The sequence below is a fragment of the Streptomyces sp. NPDC101118 genome, from assembly GCF_044759445.1.
Classification (GTDB): domain Bacteria; phylum Actinomycetota; class Actinomycetes; order Streptomycetales; family Streptomycetaceae; genus Streptomyces.
Map to the genome: position 1 here is coordinate 160770 of NZ_JBIVZG010000001.1, position 18036 is coordinate 178805.

An 18036-nucleotide genomic window follows, 5' to 3' on the forward strand; every position below is an offset into this window, starting at 1 on the left:
CCACGGGGGGCGGGGGCGGGAATGGGAACGTCCGACGGGCTGACCAGCATCGAACTGGACGGCCGGACCGTGTTCGTGCGCGTCGACGGCGCCGACGGGCTGCCCGCGGTGCCGGGCCAGGGCAAGTACACCGACACCGGCAGGCTCTCCGAGCGGGTGGCCCTCCAGGTCGCCGGGCTTGACGACCTCATCCGCGGCGTCGCCGGCAGTGTGCGCAGCGCCACCGACGGCCTCGAACCCCAGGAAGTCAGCGTCGCCTTCGGCATCGAGCTGACCGTCAAGAGCGGGAAGGTCGTCTCCCTGCTGGCCGACGGCGAGGGCAAGGCCGCCCTCACGATCACCCTCACCTGGCGCCCCGACGAGCCTGCGGACGGGCGTGCGGGGCGTGCGGTGGAGGGGCGTGCTGTGGACGGGCGCGCGGTGGATGGGCGTGCGGTGGACGGGCGTGCGGCGGATGGGCGCGCGGCGGAGGGGCGCGCTGTGGACGGGCGTGCGGCGGACGGGCGTGCGGCGGAGGGGCGTGGGACGGGCGGGGAGCGGGGCGAGGGGGCACGCGCGTGACGTACGGGCGCACGGGCGACTCCGGGCGCGCCGCCTTCGAGATCCTCGATCCCCTGGTCCTGGCCGCGACCGTACGCGTCCACGCCCCGCCCGACGGGTATGGGGAACCCAGGACCGACGACACCTGGGGGAGCGGCTTCTTCATCGCCCCCGGCTGGGTTCTGACGTGCGCGCACGTCGTCGGGGAGGGAGGGGGTGGCGCGGTGCGGATCGTCGGCCGGGAGATCGGCATCACCTTCTCCTCCGGCGACGGCGGGGCCACCGGCACCGTGGCCGGCCGCGTCGAGTGCGTCCTGCCCGAGACGGCCGGCGAGCGGCGGCCGGCCGGGATGTGGCCCGCGCCCGACCTCGCGCTCGTCCGCGTCCTCGACCCCGTCGACCACGCCTGCGTCTGGCTCACCGACCGGCCCCGGGTCAACCGCTTCGCCGAGGTCGCCTACTTCGGATGCACGGACGACACCGGCGTCCCCGACATCACCGGCCGCCCCACCCGGCTGCGCGGCGAGGCCGGGCGCGGGACCCTGCTCCGGCTCGGCGCCGAGGACGAGATCGAACCGGGGATGTCCGGCGGCCCGGTGGTCGACCTGGAGCGCGGCGAGGTCATCGGCGTGGTCAAGGCCCGCCGCAACGACCTCGGCGGCGGGCTGGCCGTCGCCGTCACCCAGCTCCGTACCCTCCCGATGTCCGCCAAGAGCCAGGTGGGCCTCTACCGCCGGGTCATGCGGGCCCACGACCGGCACCACTCCGACCAGCACCAGAGCGACCAGAACACCCGCCCCACGTGGACCGATGCCCAGCTCAGGCTCCAGATGGAGGGCGGCGGGGCGGGAGGCGGCGGGTTGGGCGGAGGCGGCATGGGCGGTGGGGCGGGCGGTGGCGGGATGGGTGGTGGAGGGCTGGGCGGAGGCACGGGCGGAGGCCTCCGGCTGACCGCCGCCGAACGCGTCACGCTGACCGGCCTGCTGGCCGAACTCCCGCCGCCCGCTTCCTCCGAGGCCGTCCAGAGCCTGGTGGACACCGTGCGCGGCGAGGAGTGGACCGGCCTCACCCCGGCCCCGCTGAGCTGGCGGGACGGCCTGGGGATGCTCTACGACCCGCCCGGCGCGGACGGCGAGGCCGTGGCCATGCTCCGCTACGCCACCGAGGTGTCCCTCGCCGAGCACCGCGAGCCGGTCGCGCCCGGCGCCGACGAGGACCTGTGGGACTGGGTGTACGAGACCGCCGGCGGCCGCTTCTGGCGTGGGCTGCGCAAGGAGCTCGGCGACCGCCACGAGGCCGGGCTGCGCACCCGGCCGGCCCGCGGCCACGTCCTGGCCGTCGGTGCCGCCCCGCCGTCCCCGTACGGCACCGGCCTGCCCGCCGGCCCCAGTGTGCTGCTGGAGGCCTGGGCGCACGGCTGGGAGGACGTGTACGACTGGCGGGTCTCGGTGCTGCTGGGGCCGGAGCACGTGGCGCCGGTCGACTCGGGCGTACGGGCCACCCTGCGCGGTCTGCCGGACGTGCTGCGGGCGCCGCTGGCCGAGGGGTTCCGGCGGTGCGACACCGCCGACGCGGCCGCGCTCCTGGAAGTGGCCGTGGCGCCTGAGCTGTTCACCCTCGACGTCGACGAGTGGGCGGGGGCCGGCGGGGTGCCGCTCGGCGTGCAGCGGCCGGTGGTCTTCCGGTACCCGGGTGGGGGTGGGGGTGGGGTGGGCGTTGGAGTGGGTGGTGGGCTGGGAACTGGGGTGGGTGGTGGGCTGGGGGTTGGAGTAGGGGTTGGGGTGGGGGCTGGAGTGGGGGGTGCGTCGGGGGCTGGAGTGGGGGGTGCGTCGGGGGCTGGGATGGGTGAGGCCGGCGACGAGTTCCGGCGGCGGGCGGAGCGGTGGGCACGGGTGATGGCCGGCCCGGTGCAGGAGGGCCGCGCGGACTGCCGGGGCGGGCGGCCCCGTACGCCGCCGCTCGGCTGGCTGACCGCCCTGCCCGAGCACACGGTGGCCGTGCACTGCCGGATGGGCTCCCTCCACGCCGTGCAGCGCGCCGGGTACGGGGTGCTGCTGTGCCGGCGCCCGCCGCTCGGCGGAGCCTCGTGCGCGCCCTTTCACCGCGGGGTGCGCGAGGAGCTGGCCGAGGCGGTGCGCGGCGACACGCTGCCGCTGCGGATGCAGGCGCTGCGGATACGGGCGCACGGGCGGGACCCGGATGCGTACTGGGCCGCGGGGATGGGACTGGTCTGGGACGACCCGGCCCGCCCGCTGCCGGATGACGAACCGCTGCAGGGGGACTTGTGAGCGGCCGGGCTGAGCGGCCGGGCTGGTTTTGGGTTCGGGGCGGCGTGGGTTCCGTAGGCTCCGTGGCGGGATCAGCTGATGTGCCGGGGGCGGCGCCTGCCGGAGCTTCGGTGGTGGGTCGTGTGGTGTGTGGGTCCCCTCGGTGCTTGACCCGTCGTGGCCTGCAGGCCCTGCGGCAGGCCCACCCCGGGGGCAAGGGGGCTTCGCCCCTGGCCTTCGGCCACCCCCGGCCCGGGCCTGCCTCCGGTCCAGCCTGCCACGACGCGTCAAGCACCTTCCCCACACACCACACGACCCACCAGGGCAGCCAAGGGGGAGTGGCCGGTGGTGTGGGTGGACCGGTTTGTGGCTGCGGTGCGGGTGCGGGTGTCAGGGGACCGGCCGGTGGGTGCGTGGGTGTTCAGGGGCCCGGCGGGGGCAGATGCGCGTCAGGTCGCGTGGGCCGGTTGGGTGCGGGCGGTGCGGGGGCAGGCGGGGCCGGGGCGCGGGCAGGTGCGGGCTTACCGGCCCGGTACGGGGTCGGCGGTGGGACGGGGGCGACGATGGCGACGGCGTCAGGAGGCGCACGTGAGTGAGGAATGGCTCATCTACCGCGGAGTCGGCGAGCCGCACGACCGGATTGACGAGTTGCCGCCCCCGCCGCCCTGGCGGGACTTCGACGGGGGGCCGCCCGTCGAGGCGGGGCCCGGTGCCGAGGAGTCCGCGACGGCCGCCACGCGGCGGCTCGGGGCGCACCGGCACGCCGCCGAGTTGCACCGGCCCGAGCCGGAGGAGCTGGAGGCCATCAACGCCGCCCTCTACCTGCGGCGGCCGTTGCTCGTCACCGGGCACCCCGGCACCGGCAAGTCGACCCTCGCCCACGCGGTCGCCCACGAGTTGAAGCTCGGCCGGGTGCTGCGCTGGCCCGTGGTGTCTCGGACGGTGCTCCAGGAGGGGCTCTACCGGTACGACGCCATCGCGCGGCTCCAGGACGTGCAGCTCGGCGGCGCGCCGGGGATCGGCAGGTACATCCGGCTCGGGCCCCTCGGGACCGCCCTGCTGCCCACCGAGCGGCCGCGCGTGCTGCTCATCGACGAGCTGGACAAGAGCGACATCGACCTGCCGAACGACCTCCTCAACGTCCTGGAGGAAGGGGAGTTCGCGATACCCGAGCTGGAGCGGGTGGCCGACATCGAGCCCGAGGTGCAGGTGCTGACCGACGACGGTGCCAAGGTCACCGTGCGGGACGGCCGGATCCGCTGCCGGGCCTTCCCGTTCATCATCCTGACCAGCAACGGCGAGCGGGAGTTCCCCGCCGCCCTGCTCCGCCGCTGCATCCAGCTCAAGCTGGGCCCGCCCGGCGAGAAGCGGCTGGCCACCATGGTCACGGCCCACCTCGGTGAGGAGGCCGCCCGGCTCGGCGCCGACCTGATCCGGGAGTTCCTCGGCCGGGCCCAGACCGAACTGGTCGCCGCCGACCAGCTGTTGAACGCGATCTACCTCACCCACCACGCCGCCCCGCCCACCCGGGAGGACCTCGCCGACCTGCTCATCCAGCGCCTCGACCGTTCGAGGTGACCCCCCGTGACCGCGTCCGCCGACCCGGCGCCCGAACTGCGCAGGCTCGCCCGGCTGCTGCGTGCCGCCGGGCTCGACCCGTCGGCCGAGGAACTCGCCGACGCCCTCTGGCTGGCGGCCCGGCGGACCGGCCGGCCCGCCGGGGACGCCCCGCCGGCCGGTGAGGGCGGCCCCGGAGCCGAGCCGGGGGAGCCCGGGCGGGAGGACGCCGTCCCGGTGCCCGGCAGGCCGCCCGTACCGCCGCCGGTGCCCGAGGCGGACGGCGTCGTCACCCTGTATCCGGAGGACCGCTCCGTCCCCGTCCCGGTCCCGTCCGCGGCACCCGTCGTGCCGCGGACGGCCGTGCCCGTACGGGTTCCCGCGGCCGGCGCCCTGCCCCGTATCCAGGACATCCAGCGGGCCCTGCGCGCCCTGCAGCGCCGCAGGCCCCCCGCCCCGCCCGTCCGCCTGGTGCTCGACGAGGAGGCCACCGCCGAGGCCAGCGCACGCGCCCTGGGCCTGGCCATTCCCGTGATGCGGCCCGAGACCCGCCGGGAGACCACGCTCCGGCTGGTGATGGACGCCTCCCCGTCCATGGCCGTCTGGCGGGACATGTTCGACGACCTGCGGGCGGTCTGCGAGCGGCTGGGCGCCTTCCGCGACGTACAGGTCCACTACCTCCACCGGCTGCCGGAGGGCACCGCGGCCGTCGGCCGCGCACCCGGCCCCGGTACCCGGGTCTGGTCCGGGGACCGGCTGCGCGACCCCACCGGGCGCGGCCTCACCATGCTGGTCAGCGACTGCGCGGGGCCCGTGTGGCGGGAGGGGGAGGCGCAGCGCCTGCTGCACCGGTGGACCGAGTGCACGCCGTCCGTCATCGTCCAGCCGCTGCCCCAGCGCCTGTGGAGCCGCACCTGGCTGCCGACCGAGCGGGGCCGGCTCGCCCGTACCGAGGACCCGGCCGGCCCGCTGTCCTTCGTGCCCGACCGGCCCACCCCGCACGGCCGGCCCACGGGCGGCCTCGCCGTGCCGGTGCTGCCGCCCAGCGCGCCCGCGCTCGGCGCCTGGGCGCGGCTCGTCGCGGGGCTCGGCGGGGGCGAGGTGCCGGCCGAGGTGGGGCGCGTCCTGGCCGACCACCCCGGCGTGCCGCTGCCGCCGCCCCGGGCCGCCCGGCCGCCCCGCGAACTGGTCCGCCGGTTCCGCTCCTCGGCCGCGCCCCGGGCCGTGCAGCTCGCCGTCTACCTGTCCGCCGCGCCCCTGAACCTGCCGGTCATGCGGCTGGTCCAGCGCACGATGCTGCCGGACTCCGAGCCCTCCGACCTGGCCGAGGTGCTGCTCAGCGGACTGCTGCGGCGCAGCGGTCCGGTGCCGGGGGAGTGGTACGAGTTCGTCGAGGGCGTCCAGGACGTGCTGCTGGGCCCGCTGGGCCGGGACGAGGCCGCCCTCGTCCTCAAGCACTGCTCCGAGTACGTGCTCCAGCACTTCGGCCGGGGCGTCCGCAACTTCCCCGCGCTGGCCGTCGCCGAGCTGACCGGGGTGCCGGTGCCCGCCGGAGGTCCGGACGGCGGGACCGACGCGCCCCGGCCCCCCGCCGCCCGGCTCCCGCAGGCCTTCGCCCAGGTGTCCGCGAAGGTGGTGCGCCGGTACGTGCCGCAGCCGCCTCCCGTGGCCGACGGAGCCGAGGAGCGGCACACGCCGGCCCCGACCCGCGAGGAGGCGCTGGCCATCGCCCGGGACCGGCTTGCCGTGTTCCACCGGGACGGCAGCCGCAACGCCCTGCACCAGGCCGTCACGGTGCTGCGGCGGGCCACCGCCGTGCCGCCCGGGCCCGGGAACACCGCGGGGGAGGCCGAGACCGAGCTGGCCGGCGCGCTGCTGACCCTCTGGGGCGCCCAGCGCGACCCCGAACTCCTCGCCGAGGCCGAGCGGGTCACCCGCACCGTGGCCCACCTGCCGGGCATGGTCCGGGCACGGGCGGTGCTGGGCCGGGTGCTGTACGAGTGGGCCACCGACCCCGCCGTCGGGGCGGCCGGGGACCCCGGGGCCGCGGCGGAGCTGCTGGCCGCCGCCGACCGGGAGTTCGCCGCCGTCGGTGCGGTGCCGGGCGTCGAGCGGGAGCTGCGGCGGGACTGCGTGCTGCGGCGGGCCGAGGCGCTGGGCCGGCTGGGCGGGCTGCGGGACGACCCGGAGGCGCTGCGGGAGGCGCAGGCCGCGCTGGAGGAGTTCGAGCGGGCGGAGCGGGCCCTGGGCGGTGCGCCCGACGCGGGGCTCGACCTGGTGCTGGGGCGGGTCCTGCTCGGGCTCGCGGACCGTGCCGGGGACGACGCGGAGCGGGTGGAGCTGGCCGGCCGGGCCGCGGTGCGGCTGGAGGCGGGGCTCGCCGGGCTGCCCGGAGCCGGTCCCGGTGGTGACCTCGGGGGCGGCCGCGACGCGGGTCAGGGGGTCGCGGAGCGGCTGGAGCGGGCGCGGGCCCGGCTCGACCTGGCCACCGCCCTGAGGCACCTGCCCGGGCGGCTCGACGAAGCCCCGGGCCTGCTGGCCGACGCGCTGGACGAGGCGGAGGGCGACCCGGAGCTGCGGCTGGCCGGCCTGGTCTGCCTGGCGCGGGTGCACCGGGCCCGGTACGCGCGGGACGGGGTGCCCGGGGCGCTGGAGGAGGCGGCCGACGCGTACGCCAGGGCCCGCAGGCTGATCCCGCGGGACGCCGAGGCGTACGGCGAGCTGCTGCCCGAATGGGGCGACGTGCTGCTGGAACGGGCCCGGGCCGCGGACGGGCGCCGGTTCGTCTCCGCCGCCGTCCGCGTGCTGCGCGAGAGCCGCGCCGCCGTGCCCCGGTCCGACGCCCGCGCCGCCCGGCGGCTGTCGCGGCTGGCCGCGGGACTGCGGCTGCGCCACGCGTACGAGGGGGACCTGGTGGACCTGCGGGAGGCCGAGTACCTGCTGGAGCTGGCCGTACGGCAGAGCCGGAGCCCCCTGGAGGAGGCGGGGGCCTGGCGCGAGCACGGCGACCTCCAGCAGGAGATCCACGCCCACACCCGGTCCGCGGACCGCCTGGAGCGGGCCGCCGACTCGTACCGCCGGGCCTGGCGCGCCGCCCTGGAGACCGGTCAGGGCGAGCGCCGCGGCACCGCCCAGGCCCTCGCGGCGCGCGTCCAGGAGCTGCGCGGCGAGGTGCTGGAGCGGCTCGGCCGCCCCCGGGCCGCACTCGACGCGTACCGCGCGGCGCTGGAGCTCTGGCAGCGGCTCGACCCCGGGGGCACCGCGACGGGTCCGGACGCGGAGCGCCGCGCGGCCGTCCGTGCGCGGGTCCGTGCGCTGGGAACCGCCTCCTGAGCGCCGCTGTTTCCGGGGGCCGGAGCTTGGGAAAGTGGACTGGACCGTACAGGCGGTCGATTCAACAGGGGGAGAAGGAGCTGATGGTGACAACCCGTCATGAACCGGCCGGGCGAGCGTGCCGCGGGCTGCTGCCCGATCTCTCCGGGCTGGATCTGGCCACGCTGCGCGGCATCGACCACGCGGTCCTGGCGGAGGTGATCGAGGGCATGGTGGAGCGGGTCAGCCACCCCGCCGAGGTGCTCTGCGACTACGACCAGAAGGCCTCCTGACCCGAGGGCAGTTGACCGCTTTCCGCCGTTAGGGGGCCGGGGGCGCAGGGCAGGGATGGAACGTCCGCGGGGGGAGGGACAGCCGATGAGGACCAGCGCGGGAGCGGGCTGCGGCGCGCGGGCGGGCGCCGGGGCGGCGACGCCCGCGGCCGACGGGCCCACCGGCAGGTCCCTGGACGCCCCCTCGCAAGCAGGCCCGGACGAGGACGCCCGGACTGGGTCCCCTCCCGCCGGCCCGTCCGTGGGCGCGCAGGCGCACGCCCGCACAGCGGGCGAGCCGGGCGGCACTTCCGGGCGGGTCGGCGTCGGGGCGGGTGGGCGCGCGCCTGTGGAACCGGCCGCCGAAGACCTCGACGCCTCTCTACGGTCCGGCACCGGCGTGGTGACGCGGTCGCCGGCGGGGGCGGAACCTGGCGGTGGGGTGCCCGGCGCGGTCCCGGAGGGCGCGGCAGCGCCCGAGCAGGCGGTAGCCGCGGCGGGCCCCGTCACCCGTCCGCCCGGGGTCGACGCCGTGCACCGGCGGCAGGCGGCGTGGCCCTACGCCCGGCTCGACGTCTCCGCCCTCCGCGCGGCCGGCCACCGGCCACACCCGCTGCGCCAGTTCGTCCTCAAGACCCACAGCCGGTGCAACCTCGCCTGCACCTACTGCTACGTCTACACGATGGCCGACCAGTCCTGGCGCGCCCGGCCCGCCGTGATGACCCACGCCACCCAGGACCTCGCCGCCCGCCGGATCGCCGAGCACGCCCGCGCCCACCGCCTGACCCGCGTGGACCTCGTCCTGCACGGGGGCGAACCCCTGCTCGCCCCCGCCGCCGAACTCACCGGGCCCGTCGACCGGGTCCGCGCGGCCCTGGACCCCGGCACCCGGCTCACCGCCACCGTGCAGACCAACGCCACCCTCCTCACCCCCCGCCGGCTCGACGCCCTCGCCGCCGCCGGGATCCGGGTCGGCGTCAGCGTCGACGGCGGCCTGCCCGGCCACAACGCCCGCCGCGTCGACCACTCCGGCCGGCCCGCCTTCGCCGCCATCGGCCGGGGCCTGCGCCTGCTGGCCCGGCACCCCGAGAGCTACGCCGGGCTGCTCTGCGTCGTCGACCTGCGCCAGGACCCCGTGGAGACGTACCGCTCCCTGCTCGCCTTCGGCCCGCCCACCATCGGCCTGCTGCTGCCCCTGGCCAACTGGAGCACCCCGCCCCCGGGCGCAGCCCCCGGCCGGACCCCCTACGGCGACTGGCTCACGGCCGTCTTCGACCAGTGGTGGCAGGGCGAGGTACGGCGCACCCGCGTCCGGCTCTTCGAGGAGGTCATCGCCCTGCTGCTCGGCCTGCCCAGCGCCAGCGAGGCCCTCGGTCTCGCACCCGCCGCCACCGCGGTCATCGAGACCGACGGCAGCCTCGAACAGGCAGACACCCTCAAATCGGCCTACGAGGGCGCCGCCGACACCGGCATGCGGCTCGACACCCACAGCTTCGACGACCTCCTCGACCACCCCGGCCTCGCCGCCCGCCAGCTCGGCAGCGCCGCACTCGCCCCCGAATGCCACGGCTGCGAACTCCTCGCCGTCTGCGGCGGCGGCCTCTACCCGCACCGCTACCGCGCCCGCTCCGGCTTCCGGCACCCCTCGGTGTACTGCGCCGACCTCCAGGTCCTCATCCGGCACATCGCCGCCGCCCTCCACGCGGCCGCCACCGCGGAACCCGCCCAGGAGCTCGCCTCGTGACCGGCACGTCCCTGCCCGCACCGCTCAGCGCCGACGGCCCCGTCCTGCGCGAGCTGGCCAGCACCGAACCCTCCGCCGAGGGCGCCCGGCTGCTGCGCCACGCCCGCCACAGCAAGCGCCTCCTGCTGCTGCGCGCCGTGCTCGACGCCGCTCCCGGACCCGAGGCGGCCGACCACTGGGCCCTCCTGGAAGAGGCCGAACGCCACGACCCCACGGCCGTCCACGACGTCCTGCACTACCCCTCCACCGGCGTCTGGGCCGAGGAGACCCTGCGCCGCCTGCACGCCCCCGACGGCGACGCGCTCCCGCCCGACCTCGGCCACCTCGGCGCCCTCGCCGTGGCCGCCGCCCTGCGCGCCGGCGTCTCCTTCAAGACCGCCCTGCGCCCCGTCCAGGGCCGCCTCGCCCTGCCCACCCTCGGCCTCCTGCGCCCGCCCCGCCCCGGCGCCTTCGCCCTCACCGAACGCTCCTGGGACCCGCAGGACCCCGCCGCCCTGCCCCTGCACGCACTGCCGGGCGGCCGGACCGTCCTGGACGACCTCGACCCGTACCGCGCGCCCGCCGGGCACCACGCCACCCAGCCCGCCCGCCGGCTCACCCCCCGCGGCCACCGCCGCTGGGACACGCAGTGGTCCGCCGCCCTCACCCTCCTCGACCGCTACGACCCCGCCCGCGCCGCCGAGGCCGCCGGACTGCTCCGCTCGATCGTGCCGCTCGCCGGCGCCTCCCGCTCCAGCGGCGCCACCCTGCCCGCCGCGCCCGGCACCGTCCTCGTCCGGGTCCAGTCGCCGCCCGCCCTCGCCGCCACCCTGGTCCACGAGCTCCAGCACGGGAAGCTCGCCGCCCTCGGCGACCTGGTCACCCTGCACACCGCCGACCGCACGCCCCGCCACTGGGCCCCCTGGCGCAGCGACCCCCGCCCGTTCGAGGGACTTCTCCACGGCACGTACGCCCACCTGGCCCTGGCCCGCTACTGGCAGCGCGCCGCCCTCTACGGCGCCCGCGGCGCCTGGGCCGCCCACGCCCGCCACCGCGCCCAGGTGGCCGCCGTCCTCCCCGGACTCCAGCGCTCCCCGCAACTCACCACCGCCGGACGCGAGTTCACCCGCGCCATGGCCGAGGCCGAGACCGCCATGGACGAGCTGCCGCCCCCCGGCGACCAGTACGCCACCGCCCGCGCCGCCCTCGCCCGCGAGCGACGGGGCTGGGCCGACGCCCACCCCAAACTCGCCGCCGTCACACCGGGTTGACCTCCCGTGACCTGCGGTATCTTTCCCCCCGTCCAGGCCCCTCCCCCGCACCACCGTCCGGGGGAACCCCACTTGGAGACGGTCGCATGACTGGTAGTCGGCAGGACCGCGAAGGCGCACCCCAGCACTTCGTCATCAGCTTCGCGGGCTTCAACCGCCCCTGGGCCGCGTGGATCGCCCACCGGCTGGAGGAACACGGCCACCGCGCGACCCTCCAGCGCTGGGACCCGCAGCGCAGCCCCGGACTCACCGAGGCCCTCGAAGACCTGGCCCGGGCCAGCGGCCGCGTCCTGATCGTGCTCAGCGAGCGCTACTTCTCCGTCGGCACCCACACCGTGGAGGAGTGGAACGCCGCCCTGCGCACCGTCACCGGCAACCACCCCGACCGCTTCGCCGCCGTCAGCCTCACCGACGCCCAGCTCCCCGCCGCCACCGCCGCCCTCGAACACGTCGAACTCTGGGGCATCGACGCCTACGAGGCCGAGTACCGCGTCCTGCGCCGCCTCGACCTGCCGACCGACCGCATCGGCACCGAGTCCGGCCGCCGCGGCCCCCGCTTCCCCAACGACCCGCCCGAGGTCTGGGGCCGCGTCCCGCGCCGCAACCCCCGCTTCACCGGCCGCAACGACGTCATCGGCAACCTCCGCAACGCCCTCGTCCAGGCCCCGTCCGGCGCCGCAGCCGTCACCCTCCTCGGCCTCTCCGGCGTCGGCAAGACCCAAGTCGCCACCGAGTACGCCTACCGCTTCGCCTCCGAGTACGACATCGTCTGGTGGGTCCCCGCCGAGGACCGCCCCACCCTCCGCGAACGCCTCGCCGACCTCGCCCCCGCCCTCGACCTGCCCCTCGGCACCGGCAGCTACGGCGAGCAGATCCGCGCCACCCTCGAAGCACTCCGCCGCGGCAGCCCGTACGGCCGCTGGCTCATCGTCTTCGACGGCTGCGACAACCCCGACGACCTCACCGACCTGCTGCCCAGCGGCCCCGGCCACGTCATCATCACCTCGCGCAACCGCGACTGGGCCGCCCGCCACACCAACCTCGTCGAGGTCCCCCTCTACGCCCGGCCCGAGTCCATCACCTTCATCCGCCGCCGCGCCCAGCGCCTCAGCCCCGACGAGGCCGACCAGCTCGCCGAGGCCCTGGAGGACTACCCCCTCGCCCTCGACCAGACCGCAGGCTGGCTCGCCGCCTCACCGCTCACCGTCGGCGACTACCTCACCCTCCTCCAGCGGCGCCTGGACTCGCCCGAGGCCGTCACCCTCTCCGAGGACTACCCGCTGCCGTTCCCCACGGCGCTGGCCATACTCCTCAACAACGTCCGCGAGAACTACCCGGACGCCCTCGCCCTGCTCCGGCTCTTCGTCTTCTTCGCCCCCGGCCCGGTACCCCTGCGCCTGCTGCGCGAGTTCACCGCCGACGAGGTCCCCGAAGAGCTCTCCGGCCTCATCAACGACCAGATCCGCTGGAACGCCGCGCTCAACAAGCTCGTGCAGTTCTCCGTGGTCCGCCTCGAATACTCCGACCTCGCCGTCGACGAGGGCGGCGGCGGCCTGGAGAGCGTCCAGCTGCACCGCATGGTCCACACGATCGTCCGCGAGAACCTCGGCGAGGAGGAGGCCGTACCCCTCGCCCGCGCCGTGCGCCAGGTGCTGGCCGCCGCCGACCCCGGCCGCCCCTCCGACTCCCGCCGCTGGCCCCGGTACGCCGAACTCATCCCGCACCTCGAACCCTCCGGCGTCATCAGCAGCACCAACCCGCGGATCCAGACCTTCTTCCTGCACTGCCTGCGCTACCTGCTCCTCGCCGGCGAGTACCGCACCTGCCTGCGGCTGTCCGAACTGGCCGACGGCGTCTGGCGCGCGATGCTCGGCGACGAGCACGACCAGGTACGCGAACTCAGCTACCACTACGGCGGCGCCCTGCGCATGCTCGGCCACGTCAAGCGGGCCGAGGCCCTCAGCCGCGCCCGCGTCGAGCACCTCACCGCCGAACGCGGCGACCGCGACCTGGAGACCCTGCGCGCCCTCAGCTCCCACGGCGCCGTCATGCTCCGCATGGCCCGGTACGAGAAGGCCCGCGAGCTCTTCGCCGGCATTCTCGACACCTACCGCGAACTCCTCGGCGAGGACGACTCCACCACCCTCAACGAACAGAGCAACCTGGCCTCCGCCCTGCGCCTCCTCGGCCGCTACCAGGAGGCCTACGACCTCGACCTGGACACCCTGCGCCGCCGCGAACGCGTCCTGAAGCCACGGCACATCGCCACCCTCAGCTCCGGCATCGCCTGCGCCATGAACCTGCGCCTCACCGGGCGCTACCGCGAGGCCCTCAGCCGCCTCGAACAAGGCCTGCGCCTCAACGTCCAGGTCCTCGGCACCAACCACCCGCAGACCCTGCGCGCCGAGCACAACCTCGGCCTGTGCCTGCGCCGTTCCGGCGACATCGCCGGGGCCGGGGCCCGCCTCAGGAGCGTCCTCGAACGCTCCACCCGGGTGTTCGGCTCCGACTACCCGTGGACCCTCATGGTCGCCTCCGACTACGCCACCTACCTGCGCGAGTACGGGGACATCGAGGAGGCCCGGCGGATCTCCGAGGACGTCGTACGCGGCTACCAGACCCAGCTCGGCCTCGCCCACCCGTTCAGCATCGGCACCGTCGGCAACCTCGGGCTCGTCCTGCGCGCCCAGGGCGAACGCGAAGAGGCCCTCAGCCTCAGCGAACAGGCCCTCGTCGGCATGCGGGGCGCCCTCGGCGACCGCCACCCGTGGACCCTGGGCTGCGCCATCAACGCCGCCGGCTGCCGCAACATCACCGGCCGCCTGGAGGACGCCCTCGACCTCAGCCGCGACACCCTGCGCACCGCCGAGTCCGTACTCGGCGGCGAACACCCCATGGTGCTCAGCGCCCAGATCGCCCTCGCTGCCGACCTGCGCCTGCTCGGCCGCATGGAGGAGGCCGGCAAGCACGAGGACGACGCGCTGCGGATGCTGACGCGGACGCTGGGCACCCAGCACGTCCACACCGTGTCCGCCCGCCAGCGGGTGCGGCCGTACTGGGACTTCGAGCCGCAGCCGTAGGCCGGCCCCCTCCGGCCCGGTCCGGAAACGCCGGAAGGCCCGGCCCCCTCGGGGGACCGGGCCTTCCGCACGTACTGCCTAGGCCTCGAAGACCTCGGCGACCAGCTGCGCCTGCTCCGCCTGGTGACGCTTGGCGGAACCGACGGCCGGGGACGAGGAGTGCGGACGCGACACGCGCCGCAGCCGCTCGCCGGCCGGGATGTCCGCGCCGACCGCCAGGTCGAGGTGGTCGATCAGGTTCAGCGCGATGAACGGCCACGCACCCTGGTTCGCCGGCTCCTCCTGCGCCCAGATGTACTTCTCGGCGTTCGGGTACTTCGCGATCTCGGCCTGGAGCTCCGCACCCGGCAGCGGGTACAGGCGCTCGAGGCGGATGATCGCGGTGTCCGTGACGCCGCGCTTCTGCCGCTCGGCCTCCAGGTCGTAGTAGACCTTGCCGGAGGTGAAGACGACCTTGCGGACCGCGTTCGGGTCCACCGAGGAGTCGCCGATGACCGGACGGAACGAGCCCGAGGTGAACTCCTCCGCCTTCGACGCCGCGGCCTTCAGGCGCAGCATCGACTTCGGGGTGAAGACGATGAGCGGCTTGTGGTGCGGGTTGTGGACCTGCCAGCGCAGCAGGTGGAAGTAGTTCGACGGCAGCGTCGGCATGGCGACCGTCATGTTGTCCTGCGCGCACATCTGGAGGAAGCGCTCCGGGCGGGCGGACGAGTGGTCCGGGCCCTGGCCCTCGTAGCCGTGCGGCAGCAGCAGCGTGACGCCGGAGGTCTGGCCCCACTTCTGCTCGGCCGAGGAGATGAACTCGTCGACGACGGTCTGCGCGCCGTTGACGAAGTCACCGAACTGCGCCTCCCAGAGCACCAGCGCGTCCGGGCGGGCCAGCGAGTAGCCGTACTCGAAGCCCATGGCCGCGTACTCGGAGAGCAGCGAGTCGTAGACGTTGTAGCGCGCCTGGTCCTCGGAGAGGTAGAGCAGCGGGGTGTAGTCCTCGCCGGTCTCGCGGTCCACCAGCACCGCGTGGCGCTGGCCGAAGGTGCCGCGGCGCGAGTCCTGGCCGGACAGGCGCACCGGCGTGCCCTCGAGCAGCAGCGAGCCGAACGCGAGGGTCTCGCCCATCGCCCAGTCGATCGTGCCCTCGTCGATCATCGCGGCGCGGCGCTCGATCTGCGGGCGCAGGCGCGGGTGGACGGTGATCCGCTCGGGGACGTTGACCTGGGACTCGGCGATCCGCTTGACGACCTCCTGGGAGATCGCCGTCGGCACCGACACCGGGAACTGCGGCTGGACGGCCGGCGCCGGGGCGGCGACCGCCGGGTTGGCCGCGGCCTCGCGGACCTCCGCGAACACCTTCTCCAGCTGGCCCTGGAAGTCCTGCAGCGCCTGCTCGGCCTCTTCCAGCGTGATGTCGCCGCGACCGATGAGGGACTCGGTGTAGAGCTTGCGCACCGAGCGCTTCTTGTCGATCAGGTCGTACATCAGCGGCTGCGTGAAGGACGGGTTGTCGGCCTCGTTGTGACCGCGGCGGCGGTAGCAGATGAGGTCGATGACGACGTCCTTGTTGAACGCCTGGCGGAACTCGAAGGCGAGCCGCGCGACGCGGACCACGGCCTCCGGGTCGTCGCCGTTGACGTGGAAGATCGGCGCCTCGATCATGCGGGCCACGTCGGTGGCGTACATGGAGGAGCGCGAGGACGTCGGGGCGGCGGTGAAGCCGACCTGGTTGTTGATGACGATGTGGACCGTGCCGCCGGTGCGGTAGCCGCGCAGCTGCGACATGTTCAGCGTCTCGGCGACCACGCCCTGGCCCGCGAACGCGGCGTCGCCGTGCAGGGCGACGGGCAGGACGGTGAAGTCCGTGCCGGCCTTGCCGATGACGTCCTGCTTGGCGCGGACGACACCCTCCAGGACCGGGTCGACCGCCTCCAGGTGGGAGGGGTTGGCGACCAGCGAGACCTTGATCTGCTCGCCGTCGAGGCCCGTGAAGGTGCCCTCGGCGCCCAGGTGGTACTTCACGTCGCCGGAGCCGTGCATCGACTTCGGGTCGAGGTTGCCCTCGAACTCGCGGAAGATCTGCGCGTACGACTTGCCGACGATGTTCGCCAGCACGTTCAGGCGGCCGCGGTGGGCCATGCCGATGGCGACCTCGTCGAGGCGGGCCTCGGCCGCGGAGTCGATGACCGCGTCCAGCAGCGGGATGACGGACTCGCCGCCCTCCAGGGAGAAGCGCTTCTGGCCGACGTACTTCGTCTGCAGGAAGGTCTCGAACGCCTCGGCGGCGTTCAGGCGGCGCAGGATGCGCAGCTGCTCCTCGCGCTCAGGCTTGCTGTGCGCGCGCTCGATGCGGTCCTGGATCCACTTGCGCTGCTTGGGGTCCTGGATGTGCATGAACTCGACGCCGGTGGTGCGGCAGTACGAGTCGCGCAGCACGCCGAGGATGTCGCGCAGCTTCATCATCGACTTGCCGGCGAAGCCGCCGACCGCGAACTCGCGCTCCAGGTCCCACAGGGTGAGGCCGTGCTCGGTGATGTCCAGGTCGGGGTGCTTGCGCTGCTTGTACTCCAGCGGGTCGGTGTCGGCCATGACGTGGCCGCGGACCCGGTAGGAGTGGATCAGCTCGAAGACGCGGGCGGCCTTCGTGACGTCGTCGTCGTGCGAGGCGTCGATGTCCCGGAGCCAGCGGACCGGCTCGTACGGGATGCGCAGCGACTCGAAGACGTCGTCGTAGAAGCCGTTCTCGCCGAGCAGCAGGTTGGCGACGATGCGGAGGAACTCGCCGGAGGCCGCGCCCTGGATGACCCGGTGGTCGTAGGTCGAGGTCAGGGTCATGACCTTGGAGATGCCCAGCTTGTTCAGGGTGTCCTGGGAGGTGCCCTGGAACTCGGCGGGGTAGTCCATGGAGCCGACGCCCATGATGACCGACTGACCGGGCATCAGGCGGGGCACGGAGTGGACGGTGCCGAGGCCGCCGGGGTTGGTCAGGGAGACCGTCACGCCGGTGAAGTCGTCCATCGTCAGCTTGCCGACGCGGGCGCGGCGGACGATGTCCTCGTAGGCCTGCCAGAACTCGAAGAAGTTCAGCGTCTCGGCCTTCTTGATGCCGGCGACGACGAGCTGGCGGTCGCCGTTCGGCTTCACCAGGTCGATCGCGAGGCCGAAGTTCACGTGCTCCGGCTTGACCAGGGTCGGCTTGCCGTCCTTCTCCGCGAAGGAGTAGTTCATCGACGGCATGGCCTTGATCGCCTGCACCATCGCGTAGCCGATCAGGTGCGTGAAGGAGATCTTCCCGCCCCGGGCGCGCTTGAGGTGGTTGTTGATGACGATCCGGTTGTCGAACAGCAGCTTCACCGGGACGGCGCGGACGGACGTGGCCGTCGGGACGTCGAGGGAGGCGTTCATGTTCTTCGCCACGGCCGCGGCCGGGCCGCGGAGCGTCACCAGTTCGGGGCCGGCAGGGGCCTCGGTGGCGGGCGCGGCCTTCGGGGCGGCGGCGGGGGCAGGGGTGGCCTGAGCAGGCGCGGCCGGTGCGGCGGCCGGGGCCTGAGACGTGACAGTCACAGCGGGAGCACCAGAGGGGGTGGCAGGAGCAGAGGCAGGAGCTGAAACAGAAGCAGGGGCCGGCGCGGGCGCGGGCTCCGGGGAGGTCACCGTCGTGGTCACGGCGCCGGCCGCCCCCGTGGCGGTGGCGTCGGCGTCGGCGGCGGCGGGTGCAGCCTGCGCGGGAGCGGCCTGTGCGGAGGCGCCCCCACCGGGCTTGTAATCGGCGAAGAAGTCCCACCAGGCACGGTCGACCGAATTCGGGTCCTGGAGGTACTGCTGGTAGATCTCGTCGACGAGCCACTCATTCGCGCCGAAGCCCGAGGCGGGGTTCTTCCCGCCCTCTGGTTCGGACGTGGTGCTCGGGTTACTCGGGGACTGTGGCGACACGGCGGCAACCGCCCTCTTCCGCTTCACAAGGTGGTGGACAGCGGGAATAAAGGCTACGCCTCCCCCGCGGGGTGATGCAGGCCGGGCGGG

9 protein-coding genes are annotated in these 18036 nt (G+C 75.0%); 8 read left to right on the forward strand and 1 reads right to left on the reverse strand.

What is annotated here, in order from left to right:
• The first annotated feature begins 21 nt into the window (after positions 1-21).
• The 8 genes from ACIQUQ_RS00755 to fxsT all read left to right on the forward strand — a co-directional run bounded on the left by ACIQUQ_RS00755 (position 22) and on the right by fxsT (position 14022).
• Complete coding sequence (locus ACIQUQ_RS00755) at positions 22-561, forward strand: CU044_2847 family protein (RefSeq protein WP_403969526.1); 540 nt, start codon at positions 22-24, stop codon at positions 559-561.
• Complete coding sequence (locus ACIQUQ_RS00760; protein ID WP_403969529.1) at positions 558-2828, forward strand: trypsin-like peptidase domain-containing protein; 2271 nt, start codon at positions 558-560, stop codon at positions 2826-2828. The genes ACIQUQ_RS00755 and ACIQUQ_RS00760 overlap by 4 nt, the downstream gene beginning before the upstream one ends.
• Before the next feature lie 567 nt (positions 2829-3395).
• Complete coding sequence (locus ACIQUQ_RS00765) at positions 3396-4385, forward strand: AAA family ATPase (protein WP_403969532.1); 990 nt, start codon at positions 3396-3398, stop codon at positions 4383-4385.
• 6 nt (positions 4386-4391) lie between these two features.
• Positions 4392-7697 carry an SAV_2336 N-terminal domain-related protein gene (locus tag ACIQUQ_RS00770; protein WP_403969535.1) on the forward strand — a complete coding sequence of 1102 codons (3306 nt, stop codon included), beginning with the start codon at positions 4392-4394 and terminating at the stop codon, positions 7695-7697.
• 83 nt (positions 7698-7780) lie between these two features.
• Positions 7781-7969, forward strand: a complete 189-nt coding sequence (gene fxsA, locus ACIQUQ_RS00775) for an FxSxx-COOH cyclophane-containing RiPP peptide (protein WP_399945367.1) — start codon at positions 7781-7783, stop codon at positions 7967-7969.
• 511 nt (positions 7970-8480) lie between these two features.
• The gene (locus ACIQUQ_RS00780; RefSeq protein ID WP_403970527.1) at positions 8481-9692 is read left to right on the forward strand and encodes an FxsB family cyclophane-forming radical SAM/SPASM peptide maturase; all 1212 of its coding nucleotides are present in this window, start codon (positions 8481-8483) and stop codon (positions 9690-9692) included.
• The gene (locus ACIQUQ_RS00785) at positions 9689-10942 is read left to right on the forward strand and encodes an HEXXH motif domain-containing protein (protein ID WP_403969539.1); all 1254 of its coding nucleotides are present in this window, start codon (positions 9689-9691) and stop codon (positions 10940-10942) included. Before ACIQUQ_RS00780 ends, ACIQUQ_RS00785 begins: the two co-directional genes overlap by 4 nt.
• 86 nt (positions 10943-11028) lie before the next feature.
• A complete protein-coding gene (gene fxsT, locus ACIQUQ_RS00790) occupies positions 11029-14022 on the forward strand; it encodes an FxSxx-COOH system tetratricopeptide repeat protein (protein ID WP_403969542.1) in 2994 nt (997 codons plus the stop codon).
• 78 nt (positions 14023-14100) lie between these two features.
• Here fxsT and ACIQUQ_RS00795 read toward each other — a convergent pair whose 3' ends face one another.
• Positions 14101-17946 carry a multifunctional oxoglutarate decarboxylase/oxoglutarate dehydrogenase thiamine pyrophosphate-binding subunit/dihydrolipoyllysine-residue succinyltransferase subunit gene (locus ACIQUQ_RS00795; protein ID WP_403969545.1) on the reverse strand — a complete coding sequence of 1282 codons (3846 nt, stop codon included), beginning with the start codon at positions 17944-17946 and terminating at the stop codon, positions 14101-14103.
• Positions 17947-18036 lie beyond the last annotated feature (90 nt).